This is a genomic window from Chimaeribacter coloradensis (assembly GCF_002858715.1).
GTDB classification, from domain to species: domain Bacteria; phylum Pseudomonadota; class Gammaproteobacteria; order Enterobacterales; family Enterobacteriaceae; genus Chimaeribacter; species Chimaeribacter coloradensis.
This window is the reverse complement of sequence record NZ_PJZH01000002.1, coordinates 224,664-241,770: the sequence shown is the minus strand read 5'-3', so window position 1 is coordinate 241,770 and position 17,107 is coordinate 224,664. Positions and strand designations below refer to the sequence as shown.

The window sequence follows — 17,107 nt, the reverse complement described above, 5'->3', positions numbered from 1 at the left end:
GCCCGCGCCAGTGGCAGGAAAGTCTATACTCCCGGATAGGCGGGCCTGCCGGAAGAGCCGCACCGGTTGCCGCTCATGGCCAAGGGAGGAAACATGAAAATCACCGTACTGGGTTGTGGCGCGCTGGGGCAGGTCTGGCTCTCCGCCCTCTGCCGCCAGGGGCATGATGTCCAGGGCTGGTTGCGGGTGCCCCAGCCCTTCTGCCTGGTCAACGTCATCGACGAAGACGGCACCGCCCATAACCACACCCTGCCTGCCAATGACCCGGTGCATCTGGCAGAGAGCGAACTGCTGCTGGTGACGCTCAAGGCGTGGCAGGTCTCCGGCGCACTGATCCCGCTGCTGCCGCAGCTCCACCCCGACTGCACCCTGCTGCTGCTGCACAACGGCATGGGCACGCAGGATGAACTGCCCGCCAATACCCTGCCGATTCTGCAGGGGGTGACGACCCACGCCGCCCGGCGCGACGGCAACACCATCCTGCATGTGGCGCGGGGCATAACCCACATCGGCCCCTCCTCGCCGCGCGGGCGGGCGATGAGCCACCTGGCAGAGACGCTGCACCACGCCCTGCCGGATGTCGCCTGGCACGATGCGATTGCCGCCGCCAACTGGAAAAAGCTGGTGGTGAATTGCGTGATTAACCCGCTTACCGCCATTTACGGCTGCCCCAACGGCGGGCTGACCGCCTACCCGGAACAGATCGAGCGCCTCTGCCGGGAGGCGGCGCAGGTGATGGTGTTTGAGGGGTTCCATACCGCCACCGACACCCTGCTGGCCTATGTCTATGACGTGATTGAGCGCACCGCCGCCAACCACTCCTCAATGCTGCAGGATGTCCGCGCCCAGCGCCACACTGAGATCGATTATATTACCGGTTACCTGCTGCGCCGCGCCCGTCGCCACGGCCTGCACCTGCCGGAGAACACCCGGTTATTCGAACACATTAAACAGAAGGAAAGTGAGTATGAGCGTAACCGTTCTGGTCTGTCTGGCACCTGGTAGCGAAGAGATTGAGGCCGTCACGGTGATTGACCTGCTGGTGCGCGCCGGGGCCAGGGTGGTCACCGCCAGCGTCGCCGGGGATGGCGCACGCGAGATCGTCTGTTCACGCGGGGTGCGCCTGCTGGCGGACACCACGCTGGTGGCGGTGGCGGATGACCCGCACGACGCCATTGTGCTGCCCGGCGGCACGCCCGGCGCAGAATGCTTCCGCGACAGCCCGCTGCTGGTGGAAAAGGTGCGCCAGATGCACACCAGCGGCAAACTGGTGGCGGCGATCTGCGCGGCTCCGGCGCTGGTGCTGGAGCACCACCAGCTCTTCCCGATCGCCAACATCACCGGCTTCCCGGCGCTGAAAGAGAAGATCAGCCCGGAGAAGTGGATGGACAAACGCGTGGTTTACGACCCGCGCGTGAAGCTGTTGACCAGCCAGGGGCCGGGCACCGCGATGGATTTCTCCCTGAAGCTGATTGACCTGCTGCTGGGGAAAGCGAAGGCGGCGGAAGTGGCGGCCCAGCTGGTGCTGGCACCGGGCATCTACGATTACCAGGATCACCTGCCTGCCCAGGCGTGATCGTCCCCATAAAAAAACCGGGTGCCTTACGGCAACCCGGTTTTTTTACCCTGCCCGGTGCGTTACGGGCGGTAGACTTTCACGTTGCCGAAGCCCTGCTCGCGCAGGTAAAGCGCCTGCAAACGGCTCATCACGCCGCGATCGCAATAGAGCAGGTAGGTTTTGCTCTGGTCGAGATCGCCGAACTGGGTGCTGAGTTTGTAGAACGGCAGCGGTTTTACCTCGACGTCGCTCACGGCCAGCGGGCGGTCATCCTGCTCATCCGGGGAGCGGATGTCCAGCAGCACGTCGGTCGGCGCGAAGGCCGCGACGGTTTCCACCTCTTCCACCTGCTCCTGGGTCTGCTCAGCGATTTCGCGGATATCCACGTTTTTCGCCTCGCTCACCACCCGGTCAAGGATCTCGAAGTTGAACAGCGCCTCTTCCGCCTCGATCTTGCCTTTCACCGCTTTCACCGTCGGGCTTTTGGAGATCACGCCGCAGTACTCCGGCATGGTCTTGGCAAAATCTTCGGTGCCGATCTCACGCGCAATCTTGATGATGTGCTCTTTGTCGTGGGCGATCAGCGGGCGCAGGATCAGGGTATCACTGGCGTTGTCGATCAGGCGCAGGTTGGTCAGGGTCTGGCTGGAAACCTGCCCCAGCGCCTCACCGGTCACCAGCGCCTGCACGCCGTAGCGCTCCGCTACCTGCGACGCGGCGCGCACCATCATGCGCTTGAGCACCACGCCCATCTGGCCGTCATCCACTTTCTCCAGGATCTCACCCACCACCGGCTCGAAATCAATCGCCACAAAACGGACGCGGTGCGAGCTGCCGAAACGGTTCCACAGGTAGTGCGCCACCTGCTTCACGCCAATCTCATGGGCCGCGCCGCCGAGATTGAAGAAGCAGTAGTGGACGCGGCAGCCGCGGCGCATCAGCATGTAGCTGGAGACGCCGGAGTCAAACCCGCCGGAAATCAGGGACATCACATCTTCCTGCGTGCCGATCGGGTAGCCCGCCAGGCCGGTGTGGCGCGCCTTGATCAGCACCAGTTTGTCATCATTGACCTCCAGCTTCACCGTGATTTCCGGCTGCGTCAGGTTCACGCGCGCGGAGTCGATGTGCTGGTTCAGGCCGCCGCCGACGTAACGCTCCACGTCGCCGGAGGTAAACTCGTGCTTGCCGCGGCGCTTCACGCGCACGCAAAAGGTTTTCCCTTCCAGCTCAGCCCGGTACGCCTCCAGCGTCTGCTCAAAGATGTTGTGCAGATCGGTGTAGTTACGCTCTTCCACTTCCAGCACATGGTGGATACCCGGGATACGGGTCAGGGCGTCACAGAGGAGATCACGCTTGCTTTCATCTTTGCTGCGGACTTCGATATTATCCCAGTGGCGCACCACCGCCAGCGTCTCATCCAGGTCCTTCAGCACGTTGCGGATGTTGCTGGCAAGAATCTTAATGAAGCGCAAACGCACTGATTGACTCTTGATGGTGATTTCCGGGAACAATTTAATGATAAACTTCATGGCGGTCTTTCATTTAAGGTGTGAATGAGTAGGTCGTCAGTGTGTGAATAACGATCTAAAATCAGAAAGTGAGTCATAGCGGGCGGGCCCTGTGCCGTACCCCTACTGTTCAAGCCGCGCAGTATATCATCATTACAGGATAGGCTGCGCGCAAAACCATGCACTTTATGCGATCAATAATACCCATGCCTGCGCCCTGCGCTGAGCGCGGTGTGATGCCACCGGCCGCGCCGCCCAACTTATGACAGTAAAAGAGAACTATGCCAAAAAAAGCCGTACCACCCGCCAATTTTGAAGCCGCCCTCGGCGAGCTGGAGCAGATCGTTACCCGTCTTGAGTCTGGTGATCTGCCGCTGGAAGAGGCGCTGAACGAATTCGAACGCGGCGTGCAACTGGCACGTCAGGGGCAGCAAACCCTGCAACAGGCCGAACAGCGGGTACAGATCCTGCTGGAGAACGATAACGATCCTGACGCCCCGCTGGCCCCCTTTACCCCGGAAGCTGAGTAACTTTTATGGACCACGACGACTCACAGGCGGCTGTGACCGATTTCCCTGCGCGCCTTCAGGCGTGCCAGCAACGTATTGATCAGGCGCTGGACGGCTACATCGCCGCGCGCCACAGCCCCGATCCCGAGCTGACCGCGGCGATGCGCTACGGTGCGCTGCTGGGCGGCAAACGCCTGCGCCCTTACCTGGTCTACGCGACGGGTGAGATGTTCGGGCTGAGGGCCGACGCGCTGGATGCGCCCGCTGCGGCCGTGGAGTCTATCCACGCCTACTCCCTGATCCATGACGATCTGCCGGCGATGGATGACGACGACCTGCGCCGCGGCCAGCCCACCTGCCATAAGAAGTTTGGTGAGGCGTGTGCCATCCTGGCCGGTGATTCGCTGCAAACCCTGGCATTTTCCATTCTGGCCGATGCGCCGATGCCGGGCGTGGCTATCCATGATAGATTAAGTATGTTTTCTGAACTGGCGACCGCCAGCGGTGCCGCCGGGATGGCCGGCGGGCAGGCGCTTGACCTGGCCGCCGAGGGCCAACAGGTGGGCCTGGCAGCGCTGGAGCAGATCCACCGCCATAAAACCGGCGCCCTGATCCGCGCGGCTGTCCGGTTAGGGGCCTACGCCGCCGGTGAGCCGGGCCGCCGGGCGCTGCCGCTGCTGGACCGTTATGCCCAGGCCATCGGCCTCGCCTTCCAGGTGCAGGACGATATTCTGGATGTGATTGGCGATACCGATAAGATCGGCAAGCGGCAGGGCGCTGACCAGCAACTGGGCAAAAGCACCTACCCTGCCCTGCTGGGGCTGGAACAGGCACAGACCAAAGCCTGGGACCTGTATCAGGATGCCCTCGCCGCCCTGGCCCCGCTCGCGGCCGAATCGTATAACACTGCCCCTTTACAGGCGCTGGCCAGTTTTATTATTGAACGCGATAACTGATGAGTATCGTAAACCCTCTGATACGAGTATCTGATGAGTCTTAATCTCGCTAATTACCCGACACTGGCCCTGGTGCACACTCCCGAAGAGCTGCGCCTGTTGCCGAAAGAAAGTTTGCCCAAGCTGTGTGATGAGCTTCGTCAGTACCTGCTCGACAGCGTCAGCCAGTCCAGCGGCCACTTCGCCTCCGGCCTCGGCACCGTGGAACTCACGGTGGCGCTGCATTACGTCTATAACACGCCGTTCGACCACCTGGTGTGGGACGTGGGCCATCAGGCTTACCCGCACAAGATCCTGACCGGCCGCCGTGACCGCATCAACACCATCCGCCAGAAAGGCGGGCTGCACCCCTTCCCGTGGCGCGATGAAAGCGACTATGACGTGCTCTCCGTGGGCCACTCCTCTACCTCCATCAGCGCCGGGCTGGGCATGGCGGTGGCGGCGGAGCGCGAAGGCAAAGGCCGCCGCACCGTCTGCGTGATTGGTGACGGGGCGATCACCGCCGGGATGGCGTTCGAGGCGATGAACCATGCCGGGGACATCAACTCCGACATGCTCGTTATCCTGAACGACAACGAGATGTCGATCTCTGAAAACGTCGGCGCGCTGAACAACCACCTGGCGCAGCTGCTCTCCGGCAAACTCTATTCACGCCTGCGTGAAGGCAGCAAAAAGGTGCTTTCCGGCCTGCCGCCGATCAAAGAGCTGATGCGCCGCACCGAAGAGCACCTGAAAGGCATGGTGGTGCCGGGCACGCTGTTTGAGGAGCTGGGCTTTAACTACATCGGCCCGGTGGACGGGCACGACGTGCAGGCGCTGGCGCAGACGCTGAAAAACATGCGCGGCCTGAAAGGCCCGCAGCTGCTGCACATCATGACCAAAAAGGGCAGAGGCTACGCCCCGGCGGAAAATGACCCGATCAGCTGGCATGCGGTGCCGAAGTTTGACCCGGCCACCGGTACCCTGCCGAAAAGCGCGGGCGGCCTGCCCACCTACTCCAAAATCTTTGGTGACTGGCTGTGCGAAACCGCCGCGCAGGACAACACGCTGATGGCGATCACCCCGGCGATGCGCGAAGGCTCCGGCATGGTGAAATTCTCCCGCGAGTACCCGGCGCAATATTTCGATGTGGCGATTGCCGAACAGCACGCGGTGACCTTTGCCGCCGGGCTGGCGATTGGCGGCTACAAGCCGGTGGTGGCGATCTACTCCACCTTCCTGCAACGCGCCTACGACCAGGTGATCCACGACGTGGCGATCCAGAAGCTGCCGGTGCTGTTCGCCATTGACCGCGGCGGCATTGTCGGCGCTGACGGCCAGACCCACCAGGGGGCGTTTGACCTCTCCTTCCTGCGCTGCATCCCGAACATGGTGATCATGACCCCCAGCGATGAGAACGAATGCCGCCAGATGCTGCACACCGGCTACCATTACGCTGACGGGCCGGTGGCGGTACGCTACCCGCGCGGCAACGGCACCGGGGCGGTCTGCGAGCCGCTGACGATGCTGCCGATCGGCAAAGGCGTGGTGCGCCGTGAAGGCGAAAAAGTGGCGATCCTCAACTTCGGCACCCTGCTGCCGGAGGCGCAGAAAGCCGCGGAGGCGCTGAATGCCACGCTGGTGGACATGCGCTTCGTCAAGCCGCTGGATGAGGCGCTGGTGCTGGAGATGGCCGCCAGCCATGAGGTGCTGGTGACGCTGGAAGAGAACGCCATCATGGGCGGCGCGGGCAGCGGGGTGATTGAACTGCTGATGGCAAAACGCTGCCTGGTGCCGGTGCTGACCCTCGGCCTGCCGGATGAGTTCATCCCGCAGGGTACGCAGGAAGAGGTGCGCGCGGACTACGGCCTGGATGCCGCTGGTATTGAGCGCCGCATCCAGGACTGGCTGGCCTGATGATGTTTGCGGGCGCGCGCCCTGTGCGCCCGTTTTTCCTTTTTTGTTACCTTTCCCGGTTCGCTATCCCCGCCCAGGCCAACTAAAGTTAGGCAATCGCCCTGATTTGTTTACCTATCCCGGAGATCACCATGAAATACACCACGCTGGGCAGCACCGGCCTGAAGGTGTCACGCCTGTGCCTCGGCTGCATGACGTATGGGGAGCCGTCCCGCGGTAACCACCCCTGGACACTGCCGGAGGCGCAGAGCCGCCCGCTGCTGAAACAGGCCATCGAGGCGGGCATCACCTTTTTTGATACCGCCAACAGCTACTCCGACGGCAGCAGCGAAGAGATTGTCGGCCGCGCGCTGCGTGATTTCGCCCGGCGCGAGGAGATCGTGCTGGCAACCAAAGTCTTTTTCCCCCTCAGCAACCTCAAAGGCGGCCTGTCCCGTGCGGCGATCCTGCAATCGGTGGATGACAGCCTGACGCGCCTCGGCACCGACTATATCGACCTGTTGCAGATCCACCGCTGGGATTACGACACGCCGATTGAAGAGACGCTGGCGGCGCTGGATGAGGTGGTCAGGGCGGGCAAAGTCCGCTTTATCGGCGCGTCGTCGATGCATGCCTCCCAGTTCCGCCAGGCGCTGGATCTCTCACGCAAACAGGGCTGGGCGCGCTTCGTCTCGATGCAGGATCAGTATAATTTGCTGCAACGCGAAGAGGAGAAGGAGATGCACCCGCTCTGCGCGGAGGAAGGCATCGCGGTGCTGCCCTGGAGCCCGCTGGCACGCGGCCGCCTGACCCGCCCCTGGGGCGAAACCACCGCCCGTTCAGAAACCGACGAGTACGGCAAAAGCCTTTACGCTGCCACGGACGCGGCGGATGCGGAGATCGCGGCCCAGGTGGCCGCCATTGCTGAAACGCGGGGCGTGCCGCGCGCGCAGGTCGCGCTGGCCTGGCTGCTGAGCAAGCCGGTGGTCACAGCGCCGATTATCGGTGCCTCACGGCCGGGGCACCTGGAGGATGCGGTCGCCGCGCTGGATCTGTCGCTGACGGCGGACGAGATCGCGGCGCTTGAGCGCGCCTACCAGCCCCATGCGGTGACCGGGTTCAAGTGACCCCGTTCCACGGCCATAAAAAAACGGGCGCAGGCGCCCGTTTTCTTTTTCTCACCGGTCAGAACGGCCAGTGGTGGCCAATCAGGTAGATGACCAGCGCGGAAATCACCCCGGCGATCACATCATCTATCATGATGCCCATGCCGCCATGAATATTCCGGTCAAACCAGCGGATCGGCCAGGGCTTCCAGATGTCGAAAATCCGGAACACCACAAACCCGGCCAGCACCCACTGCCAGCTCCGCACCGGGATCGCCATCAGCGTGATCCACATGCCGACGAACTCATCCCAGACAATGCTGCCGTGGTCGTGCACGCCCATATCTTTCGCGGTCTGGTGGCAGAGGTAAACGCCGATGCAGATGCTGAACATCACCACCATCGAGTAGACCTGCCACGGCAGGTAAGTCAGTACTATCCAGCACGGGATCGCCGCCACTGACCCCGCCGTGCCCGGCCCCCACGGGAACAGGCCGCTGCCGAACCCGGTCGCCAGCAGGTGCCACGGGTTGCGCATCCGCAGCCGCTTTTTCGCCGCGTCCATCTGGTCAATGGCGTCGTCCAACGCCTGTTCCGTCGCCTGCAGCGACGCTTTCATCGGTTTTGCCATGACTATTGGTCCATAAAGTGATCGAAACCATGCCAGTCCAGCTCAACCGGCCGGTGATCACGCAGGTACTGGATGCCCTCAGACTGCGGGGCCAGCTGGCCGATGCAGGTAAAAGGCGCACCGGTGTGGTGGAGGGCCACATCCAGCGCCCCGCGGTTAATCTCCGGCACGGTAAAGCAGAGCTCGTAATCCTCGCCGCCGGTCAGCGCCCATTTCAGCGCCTGCTCCGGATCTACCTGCCGCCGCATGGCGTCAGAGTAAGGGATCGCATCCAGGTCAATGCGCGCGCCGCAGGCGCTGGCGTTGAGGATGTGCCCGAGGTCAGAGATCAGGCCGTCGGAAATATCGATGGCGGCGTTGGCGAGATCGCGCAGCGCCTGCCCCTGCAACACCCGCGGCTGGGGGCGCAGGTGGCGTGCCAGCAGCGCCCGGCGGTCGGCGTCGTCGCTGACCGTGAGGCGGTTTTGCAGCAGCGCCAGCCCGGCGGCGCTGTCGCCCAGGGTGCCGCTGACGTAGATCCAGTCCCCTACCCGCGCGCCGCTGCGCGTCAGGGCGCGCCCGGCGGGCACCAGGCCGTGTACCGTCAGGGTCAGGCTCAGGTTGCCGCGGGTGGTGTCGCCGCCGATCAGCTGCATCCCGTAGTAGTTGATCTGCTCGAACAGGCTGTCACTGAAGGCGGCCAGCCACGGCTCATCCACCTTCGGCAACGTCAGCGCCAGCGACAACCAGGCCGGATCGGCCCCCATCGCCGCCAGATCGCTGACGTTTACCGCCAGTGCTTTATAGGCGAGATCGGCCGGATCGATAGAGGGCAGGAAATGCGTCCCTTCCACCAGCGTGTCGGTGCTGATCGCCAGCACCTGTTTCTCCGCTACCGTCAGCAGGGCACAATCATCACCAATGCCCAGCTGCACATCCCGGCGGCTATGCTTAAACCGGTCAAAGTAACGGGCAATGACGTCAAATTCACCGTTTGCCATCGTCAATTCCAACGCGTGAGATAAATAAGAAAGGCCGGATAACCGGCCTTGTGGCGTTCAGATAATCAGCAGGAAACCTGCGGGCTCGTCAGCGTTTTTTACGCACTGTCGGGGCGACTTTATCCAGCACGCCGTTAACAAACTTGTGGCTCTCTTCGGCACCGAAGGTTTTCGCCAGTTCGATCGCTTCGTTGATCGCCACTTTGTAGGGGACGTCTTCACGCTTGCTCAGCTCGAACAGCGCAATACGCAGTACCGCGCGCTCCACCTGGCCCAGCTCTTCCAGCTGGCGGGACAACACCGGTGCCATCAGGGCATCCAGGCTGGCCGCGTTAACTGCCACGCCGGACAACAGCTCACGGAAATAGGCAATGTCGACATCTTTGACATCCTGCTCAGCCAGGAACTGTAATTCAACGTCGGCAATGTCATTTTTAGACACTTGCCAGGAGTAAAGTGCCTGGACGGCACATTCACGGGCGCGGCGGCGGGCTGCAGGTTTCACGGAAATCCCCTTAACTAAATTCAGGCCTTGATGGCCTTGATGACATTGATCATTTCAAGTGCGGTCAGGGCAGCTTCTGCCCCTTTGTTACCCGCTTTGGTTCCAGCGCGCTCGATGGCCTGTTCGATGCTTTCGGTGGTCAGCACGCCAAAGGTCACTGGAATTTCGCTGGTCATGGCAACGCTTGCCAGACCGGAACTGCATTCACCGGCCACATATTCGAAGTGGGCAGTGCCCCCGCGGATCACCGTGCCGAGCGCGATAATCGCGTCATAACGCTGGGTATTGGCCAGCGTGCGGGCAGCCAGCGGCAGCTCATAAGCACCGGGGACCCAAACGATGGTGATATTGTCTTCAGAAACCTGACCGATGCGTTTCAGGGCATCAACGGCGCCGTCCAGCAAGCTGTCATTGATGAAATTATTAAAACGGGCGATGGCAATCGCCACACGTGCGCCAGGCGTCGCAACAGCACCTTCGATAACGTTCATACGTTTTCCTTAATTTGGGTTCAATATCCCGCAGGGGGGCGGATTCTATCACACTCTTTCCTTGCCTGCGCAGGGGCTTTTCATTTCCCCTGCCGGGCAAACGATTTCTTCGCGGTGGTTTGGCGCAGGCAAAGCCAGGATGTCACACCGGTTTCAGCCGCAGCCGCAGGTCGGGGCCGACCTGGCGCACTTCACTGAAGGCGAAGGGCGGCGCATCCGCCAGCGCGGTCAGCCCCGGCAGCGTACAGAGGCCGCGCGCGCTGTCGCCCAACAGCGTCGGCGCAAGGTAGACGATCAGCTCATCCACCAGGCCGGCCTGCAACAGCGCCCCGGCCAGCCCGGCCCCCGCCTCGACCCACACCGAATTCACCTGGCGCTTTGCCAGTTGCATCATCAGCAGCACCAGATCAACGCGCCCGTCGCGCGCCGGCACCTGCCACTGCTCCACACGCTCCGGCCAGGGCTGCTCATCGGCCTGAAGGCGGGCCAGCAGGGTGTGGCCCGGCTGGCTGACCAGCCGGTGCTGCGGCGTCACGCGGTTCTGGCTGTCGATAATCACCCGCAGCGGCTGGCGCAGGTCGGCGGCCTCTGCCGGGTGCGCCGCAGAGAGCTGGGCAGCGTTCGGCGAGGGGTAACGCCGGCGGAGCGTACTGCTTAACTCCTCCCAGCGCACCGTCAGTGACGGGTCGTCGGCCAGCACGGTGGCGCTGCTGCTGAGGATGGCGGAACTCTCCGCGCGCAAGCGCTGCACATCACGCCGGGCTTCCGGCGAGGTGATCCACTGGCTTTCGCCTGAGGCCATCGCGGTGCGGCCATCCAGCGACGCGCCCATCTTCAATTGGACATAAGGGAAGCCGGTGCGCATCCGCTTCAGGAAGCCGCGGTTCACCGCTTCCGCCTCCTCCAGCATCAGGTTATGGCGCACCTCAATCCCGGCCTGTTTCAGTCGGTAGAGGCCGCGGCCTGCGACCTCGGGGTTCGGGTCCTGCATCGCGGCCACCACCCGGCTGACCCCGGCGGCGATCAGCGCGTCACAGCAGGGCGGCGTACGCCCGTGGTGGCTGCAGGGTTCCAGCGTCACATAGGCGGTGGCACCGCGCGCCTTATCACCCGCCATGCGCAGGGCATGGACTTCCGCGTGCGGCTCCCCGGCGCGCAGGTGGTAGCCTTCGCCGACAATCTCACCGTCGCGCACGAGAACACAGCCTACGTTAGGGTTCGGGGTGGTGGTAAATCGCCCCAGACGTGCCAGCTCAAAGGCCCGCGCCATGTAAAATTCATCGTGCTGCATAGGCTTCCTTAATCTTGCAGGCGGGCGATCTCTTCGCCAAATTCGCGGACATCCTCGAAACTGCGGTAGACCGAGGCAAAACGGATATAGGCTACTTTATCGAGCCGCTTCAGCGCGTCCATCACCAGGCCGCCCACCATTTTGGCCGGGACTTCACGCTCGCCGGTGGCGCGTAACTGGGATTTAAGGTGGCTTATCGCCATCTCTACGTCGTCGGAGCTGACCGGGCGTTTTTCCAGCGCCTTCAGCATACCGTTACGCAACTTATCCTCATTAAAGGGTTCGCGCACATCGTTGCTTTTAATCACCCGCGGCATCACCAGTTCCGCCACTTCAAAGGTGGTAAAACGTTCGCTGCAAACCAGACACTGGCGACGGCGGCGCACCTGCGAGCCATCCCCAACCAGGCGTGAATCGATCACTTTCGTATCAACGGCGGCACAAAATGGACAGTGCATGGAACTTCCTGCTTAGCATTACTGACTGGTGAACAGTTTACCGCGAACTCTGCGGACTACAAAGGCTGATGCCCATTTGTTGAGGCGTGGTTATTTTTTGTATTAACCGGCGGCGGCAGCGCAGGCGTTTTGCATGACTTTCCCCGCCGGGCGGGCTACGCTGTAAGGAGTGGATCTGGAAAAGGAAATTACCATGATGACAATCAGTTACCTTGTGCGCCGCCCCCGCCCGTGGGGCCGCGTTGCCCTGCTGGCCTCTGCGGTTATGTTAAGCGCCTGTGCACAAAACCCGCAGGTGCCGAAGCTGAAATCGGAGGTGGTGCAGCTTAACCAGAAGCTTCAGGCGCTGACCGATGAGGCGACCGCGCTGGAACAGCAGAGCCAGCTGAACCGCACCTCCACCGATGGCGTCTATCTGCTGCCGGCGGCCAACAGCCCCGCTGCGCTGAAAAGCGCCGCAGGCGAAATCAGCATCTCCCTGAGCCACATCGCGCCGGAAGCCAGCGGGACGCAGGCGTTGATGCACATCCGTGCGCGATCCGGCACCGCCCTGCCCGCGTTTACCGCCACCGTGGACTGGGGCCAGCTTGACCCGACCACCGGCAAGCCGCTGCTGGTGGATATGCTCTCCCAGCCGGTGAGCGTCACCCCTTCCCTGCTGCCGAAAACCGAACAGACGATTGAACTGCGGTTCAGCGGCCAGGCCCCGGAACAGCTGGGCTTTGTCCGGCTGCGGGATGTGGTGCTTGCCCCGGCTTCTGCCTCAGCCCCGCCGGAAAACGCGCCGCCTGCCCCATAACGCCCATAAAAAAACCCCGCAGCGCGGGGTTTTTAACAGGGAGCACGTGTGGATCAGCGCAGGATAGTCGGCTGATCGGCCCCTTCCTTCTCTACTTTCTGTTGCAGCATGTGCTCACGCTTCATGCCAAGCTTCAGCGCCAGCGCCGAGGCCACATAGATCGAAGAGACGGTACCGATCGATACACCGATCAGCATGGTCAGGGAGAAGCCTTCCAGCAGCGCGCCGCCGAAGATGTAGAGCATCAGCACCACCACCAGCGTGGTGGCGGAAGTCATGATGGTACGGCTCAGGGTCTGGGTCAGTGACACGTTGGTAATTTCGTAAGCGTTGCCGCGACGGATCTTGCGGAAATTCTCACGGATACGGTCAGAGACCACGATGCTGTCGTTCAGCGAGTAACCGATAACCGACATCAGCGAGGCGATGATGGTCAGGTCAATCTCGATACGGAACAGAGACAGGATCCCCATGGTGATGATGACGTCGTGCGCCAGCGCCAGAACCGCACCCAGTGCCAGCCGCCACTCAAAGCGGAAGCCGACATAGATCAGGATGGAGATCAGCGCCACCAGCAGCGCCATGCCGCCGGCCTGCGCCAGATCGTTCCCCACGCTCGGGCCGACGAACTCAATGCGCTTAACCGAGGCACTTTTGTCAATCTGGCTGTTTACCAGCGAGATCACCTTGTTACCCAGCTCCTGCCCGGCATTGCCGGTGACCGGCGGCATCCGCACAATCACGTCACGGCTGCTGCCGAAGTTCTGCACCACCGGCTCAGCAAAGCCCGCTTTCTCCAGCGATTCACGCAGGGTATCGAGGTTTGCCGGCTGGCTGAGGCTGATCTCAATCACGGTCCCGCCGGTGAAATCCAGGCCCCAGTTGAACCCGCGCACGCCCATGATAACCACCGACAGAATCAACAGCAGGCCGGAGATACAGAACGCCACGTTGTCCCAGCGCATAAAGTCATAGACTTTACGGCCGTAATTCAGTTGTTCAACAGTATATTGTTGTGCCACAACGCACTCCTCAGATAGACAGCTTGTTGATGCGTTTGCCGCCGTAAAGCAGGTTGACGATGGCACGGGTTCCGACGATGGATGTAAACATCGAGGTCGCCACACCGATAGCGGTGGTGATAGCAAACCCTTTGATCGACCCGGTGCCGACCGCATAAAGAATGATGGCGGTGATAAGCGTCGTCACGTTGGCATCAATAATACTGGAGAACGCGCCTTTATAGCCCTCATGGATCGCCTGCTGAACGGAACGCCCGTTCTTCAGCTCTTCCTTGATACGCTCATTAATCAGTACGTTCGCATCCACGGCAACCGCCAGCGTCAGCACCACCCCGGCAATACCCGGCATGGTCAGGGTCGCCCCCGGCAGCAGGGACATAATGCCGACAATCAGGATCAGGTTGGCAATCAGCGCGGTCGTCGCAATCACACCAAACTTACGGTAGTAAACCACCATAAAGACGATGGACGCGACCAGGCCCCACAGGCACGCCTGCAGCCCCTGCTGGATGTTCTGCATCCCCAGGGTCGGGCCGATGGTGCGCTCTTCCACGATCTGGATCGGCGCAATCAGCGCCCCGGCGCGCAGCAGCAGCGAGAGCTGGCGGGCTTCATTCGCATCGTCAATGCCGGTGATCTGGAAGCGGTTACCCAGGCGGGACTGGATCGTCGCCACGTTGATGACTTCTTCCTGCTTGATCAGGATGCCGCGGCCGTTGGCGTCTTTCTTGCCGCTGTCTTTGTACTCCACGAACAGGGTCGCCATCGGCTTGCCGATATTGTCCTTGGTGAAGTTAGACATGGCCGAACCGCCTGCGCTGTCCAGCGAGATGTCGACCTGCGGCTGGTTGTACTCACCCATGCTGGAGGTGGAGTCGGTGATGTGGTCACCGGTCAGCACCACACGCTTGTAGAGCACAACCGGGCGGCCTTCACGGGTGTTTTTCACCTCGCTGTCGCCCGGTACGCGGCCGGAAGCAGCAGCGGTGGCGTCAACGTTGGTGTTCACCAGGCGGAATTCCAGTGAGGCGGTCGCGCCCAGGATCTCCTTGGCACGCGCGGTGTCCTGGATGCCCGGCAGTTCAACCACGATGCGGTCAGCGCCCTGGCGCTGTACCAGTGGCTCGGCCACGCCCAGCTGGTTCACACGGTTGCGCAGGATGTTGATGTTCTGCTGCACCGCGTCTTCACGCGACTGGCGCAGGCGCTCATCCGTCATCACTACGCGCACGGCGTTGTCACCGGAGGCGTTCAGCACCAGGTCACGGTGGCGCGGCGTCAGGTAGCTGATGGCGTTGTCACGGGTGGCGGCATCACGGAAGCGCACTTCCACGGCGTTATTGTCCAGCTTGCGGACGGTGGCGTAAGGGATGCTTTTATCACGCAGGTCGCTGCGCAGGGAGTCCATCGTCTGTTCCTGCAGCTTGCCCATGGCCGTTTCCATATCCACTTCCATCAGGAAGTGAACGCCGCCGCGCAGGTCGAGGCCGAGTTTCATCGGTTCCGCTGCGATGGCAGAGAGCCAGGTTGGGGTTGCCGGCGCCAGGTTCAGCGCGATGACATAGTTGTCGCCCAGCACGCTGGTCAGCACTTCACGTGCACGCAGCTGAACGTCGGTATCTTTGAAGCGCGCAAGGATAGCGCCGTTTTCCAGGGCGATCGACTTGCTCGCGATCTGGTCTTTCTCTAGTGCACTTTTGACTTGGTCCAGCGTGGCCATACTGGCGTCGGAGCCCCGAGCGCCAGTAATCTGCACAGCCGGATCCTCACCATAAAGGTTGGGAAGCGCATAAAGCAAACCGATGAGGATCACGACGATCAACATCAGATACTTCCACAAAGGATATCGGTTTAACACGGCAGTTCCCTTAGGGAAATTTAATTACAGAGCCTTCATCGTACCTTTCGGCAGAACGGCGGTTACATAGTCACGCTTAATCGTCACTTCTGTGGTGTCATTCAGCGCAATCACGATATAGCCGGTTTCAGACACTTTGGCCACGCGGCCGATCAGCCCGCCATTGGTCAGCACTTCATCACCTTTGCCGATCGACTCCATCAGCTTTCTGTGTTCTTTGCTGCGCTTTTGTTGCGGGCGCAGGATCATGAAGTAGAAGATCAGGCCGAACACCACCAGCATAATGACCAGTGAGTACGGGCTTGACTGTCCGGCCGGCGCTCCTGCTGCGGCTACAGCATCAGAAATGAACAGACTCATTAAAATTCCCTCATTGTTATCGAAATCAGTTTTTTGAAATCAGGCATCCAGCGGCGGAACGGGCTTGCCGATGCGCTGATAAAAGTCAGTGACAAACTGCGCTAACTTACCTTCATCAATAGCCTGGCGTAAACCCGCCATGACGCGCTGGTAATAACGCAGGTTATGGATGGTATTCAGACGCGCACCGAGTATTTCGTTGCAACGGTCCAGATGATGCAAGTAGGCACGGCTGTAATTGCGACACGTGTAGCAATCACATTCCGGATCCAGCGGCGAGGTGTCCTCTTTATGCTTGGCATTGCGGATTTTCACCACCCCATCGGTGACGAACAGGTGGCCGTTACGCGCGTTGCGCGTCGGCATAACGCAGTCGAACATATCAATGCCGCGGCGCACGCCTTCCACCAGATCTTCCGGTTTGCCGACCCCCATCAGGTAGCGCGGTTTGTCCTCAGGGATCTGCGGGCAAACGTGCTCCAGGATGCGGTGCATATCCTCTTTCGGCTCACCGACCGCCAGGCCGCCCACAGCGTAACCATCAAAGCCGATCTCTACCAGCCCTTTTACGGAGACATCTCGTAAATCTTCGTAAACGCTGCCCTGAATAATGCCGAACAACGCATTGTTATTATTCAGTTCGTCAAAACGCTTACGGCTGCGGGCCGCCCAGCGCAGTGACATCTCCATCGAGCGTTTGGCGTAGTCCCAGTCGGCCGGGTACGGGGTGCACTCATCGAAGATCATCACGATGTCGGAGCCGAGGTCGTACTGGATTTCCATCGACTTCTCGGGGCTGAGGAACACCGGGTCGCCGTTGATCGGGTTACGGAAGTAAACGCCCTCTTCCTTGATTTTACGCATCGCCCCCAGGCTGAAGACCTGGAAACCGCCGGAGTCGGTGAGGATCGGGCCGTGCCACTGCATAAAGTCATGCAGGTCGCCGTGCAGCTTCATGATCTCCTGCCCCGGGCGCAGCCAAAGGTGGAAGGTATTGCCGAGCAGGATCTGCGCGCCGGACTCTTTGACTTCTTCCGGCGTCATGCCTTTGACGGTGCCGTAGGTGCCGACCGGCATAAAGGCCGGGGTCTCGACCACGCCGCGCTCAAACACCAGACGGCCGCGGCGGGCGCGGCCCTCTTTCTTGATTAATTCGTACTTCACAGTGCCTCCGGCATCAGAGAAACAGTCTGATGAGGT

18 protein-coding genes are annotated in these 17,107 nt (G+C 61.4%); 7 read left to right on the top strand and 11 right to left on the bottom strand.

The annotated features are described in order from the left end of the window. Positions 1-93: 93 nt before the first annotated feature. Positions 94-1,005, top strand: a complete 912-nt coding sequence (gene panE, locus CYR32_RS03385; protein ID WP_101822588.1) for a 2-dehydropantoate 2-reductase — start codon at positions 94-96, stop codon at positions 1,003-1,005. Further along, positions 968-1,576 carry a protein deglycase YajL gene (gene yajL, locus CYR32_RS03380; RefSeq protein WP_101822586.1) on the top strand — a complete coding sequence of 203 codons (609 nt, stop codon included), beginning with the start codon at positions 968-970 and terminating at the stop codon, positions 1,574-1,576. The genes panE and yajL overlap by 38 nt, the downstream gene beginning before the upstream one ends. A 62-nt stretch (positions 1,577-1,638) precedes the next feature. On the opposite strand, the gene thiI is transcribed toward yajL, so the two are convergent. After that, positions 1,639-3,087 (bottom strand): tRNA uracil 4-sulfurtransferase ThiI, encoded by a 1,449-nt coding sequence (thiI, locus tag CYR32_RS03375; RefSeq protein ID WP_101822584.1) that lies wholly within the window; start codon positions 3,085-3,087, stop codon positions 1,639-1,641. A gap of 260 nt (positions 3,088-3,347) precedes the next feature. Between thiI and xseB the strand changes: the two genes are divergently transcribed. The 4 genes from xseB (at position 3,348) to CYR32_RS03355 (ending at position 7,533) form a co-directional block, all read left to right on the top strand. Continuing rightward, positions 3,348-3,596, top strand: coding sequence for an exodeoxyribonuclease VII small subunit (gene xseB / locus CYR32_RS03370; RefSeq protein WP_101822582.1), 249 nt, complete (start codon positions 3,348-3,350; stop codon positions 3,594-3,596). 5 nt (positions 3,597-3,601) lie between these two features. Beyond that, positions 3,602-4,531 (top strand): (2E,6E)-farnesyl diphosphate synthase, encoded by a 930-nt coding sequence (gene ispA, locus CYR32_RS03365; RefSeq protein WP_101822580.1) that lies wholly within the window; start codon positions 3,602-3,604, stop codon positions 4,529-4,531. A 33-nt stretch (positions 4,532-4,564) separates the two neighbouring features. Further along, the gene (dxs, locus tag CYR32_RS03360; RefSeq protein ID WP_101822578.1) at positions 4,565-6,427 is read left to right on the top strand and encodes a 1-deoxy-D-xylulose-5-phosphate synthase; all 1,863 of its coding nucleotides are present in this window, start codon (positions 4,565-4,567) and stop codon (positions 6,425-6,427) included. A 131-nt stretch (positions 6,428-6,558) separates the two neighbouring features. After that, positions 6,559-7,533: an aldo/keto reductase gene (locus CYR32_RS03355; RefSeq protein WP_101822576.1), complete on the top strand. Its 975-nt coding sequence runs from the start codon at positions 6,559-6,561 to the stop codon at positions 7,531-7,533. Between the two features lie 58 nt (positions 7,534-7,591). On the opposite strand, the gene pgpA is transcribed toward CYR32_RS03355, so the two are convergent. The 6 genes from pgpA to nrdR all read right to left on the bottom strand — a co-directional run bounded on the left by pgpA (position 7,592) and on the right by nrdR (position 11,868). Further along, complete coding sequence (gene pgpA, locus CYR32_RS03350; RefSeq protein ID WP_101822975.1) at positions 7,592-8,077, bottom strand: phosphatidylglycerophosphatase A; 486 nt, start codon at positions 8,075-8,077, stop codon at positions 7,592-7,594. A gap of 68 nt (positions 8,078-8,145) precedes the next feature. Next, the gene (gene thiL, locus CYR32_RS03345; protein WP_101822574.1) at positions 8,146-9,123 is read right to left on the bottom strand and encodes a thiamine-phosphate kinase; all 978 of its coding nucleotides are present in this window, start codon (positions 9,121-9,123) and stop codon (positions 8,146-8,148) included. Between the two features lie 88 nt (positions 9,124-9,211). Then, positions 9,212-9,628, bottom strand: a complete 417-nt coding sequence (gene nusB, locus CYR32_RS03340) for a transcription antitermination factor NusB (RefSeq protein WP_101822572.1) — start codon at positions 9,626-9,628, stop codon at positions 9,212-9,214. 20 nt (positions 9,629-9,648) lie between these two features. After that, positions 9,649-10,119, bottom strand: a complete 471-nt coding sequence (gene ribH / locus CYR32_RS03335) for a 6,7-dimethyl-8-ribityllumazine synthase (protein ID WP_101822570.1) — start codon at positions 10,117-10,119, stop codon at positions 9,649-9,651. Positions 10,120-10,261: 142 nt separating this feature from the next. Beyond that, entirely contained in the window at positions 10,262-11,410 is a 1,149-nt protein-coding gene (gene ribD / locus CYR32_RS03330; RefSeq protein ID WP_101822568.1) for a bifunctional diaminohydroxyphosphoribosylaminopyrimidine deaminase/5-amino-6-(5-phosphoribosylamino)uracil reductase RibD, read from the bottom strand. A gap of 8 nt (positions 11,411-11,418) precedes the next feature. Then, positions 11,419-11,868 carry a transcriptional regulator NrdR gene (gene nrdR / locus CYR32_RS03325; RefSeq protein WP_101822566.1) on the bottom strand — a complete coding sequence of 150 codons (450 nt, stop codon included), beginning with the start codon at positions 11,866-11,868 and terminating at the stop codon, positions 11,419-11,421. 196 nt (positions 11,869-12,064) lie between these two features. On the opposite strand from nrdR, the gene CYR32_RS03320 reads away from it, so the two are divergent. Then, on the top strand, positions 12,065-12,667 hold the full coding sequence (locus CYR32_RS03320; protein WP_101822973.1) for a SadB/YajI family lipoprotein: 603 nt from the start codon (positions 12,065-12,067) through the stop codon (positions 12,665-12,667). A 53-nt stretch (positions 12,668-12,720) separates the two neighbouring features. On the opposite strand, the gene secF is transcribed toward CYR32_RS03320, so the two are convergent. The 4 genes from secF to tgt are packed head-to-tail and all read right to left on the bottom strand — an operon-like array spanning position 12,721 to position 17,071. Next, on the bottom strand, positions 12,721-13,689 hold the full coding sequence (gene secF / locus CYR32_RS03315) for a protein translocase subunit SecF (protein WP_101822564.1): 969 nt from the start codon (positions 13,687-13,689) through the stop codon (positions 12,721-12,723). Positions 13,690-13,699: 10 nt separating this feature from the next. Beyond that, positions 13,700-15,547 (bottom strand): protein translocase subunit SecD, encoded by a 1,848-nt coding sequence (gene secD / locus CYR32_RS03310; protein WP_101822562.1) that lies wholly within the window; start codon positions 15,545-15,547, stop codon positions 13,700-13,702. Positions 15,548-15,571: 24 nt separating this feature from the next. Next, positions 15,572-15,907: a preprotein translocase subunit YajC gene (gene yajC / locus CYR32_RS03305; protein WP_101822560.1), complete on the bottom strand. Its 336-nt coding sequence runs from the start codon at positions 15,905-15,907 to the stop codon at positions 15,572-15,574. A gap of 39 nt (positions 15,908-15,946) precedes the next feature. Further along, a complete protein-coding gene (tgt, locus tag CYR32_RS03300; RefSeq protein WP_101822558.1) occupies positions 15,947-17,071 on the bottom strand; it encodes a tRNA guanosine(34) transglycosylase Tgt in 1,125 nt (374 codons plus the stop codon). Positions 17,072-17,107 lie beyond the last annotated feature (36 nt).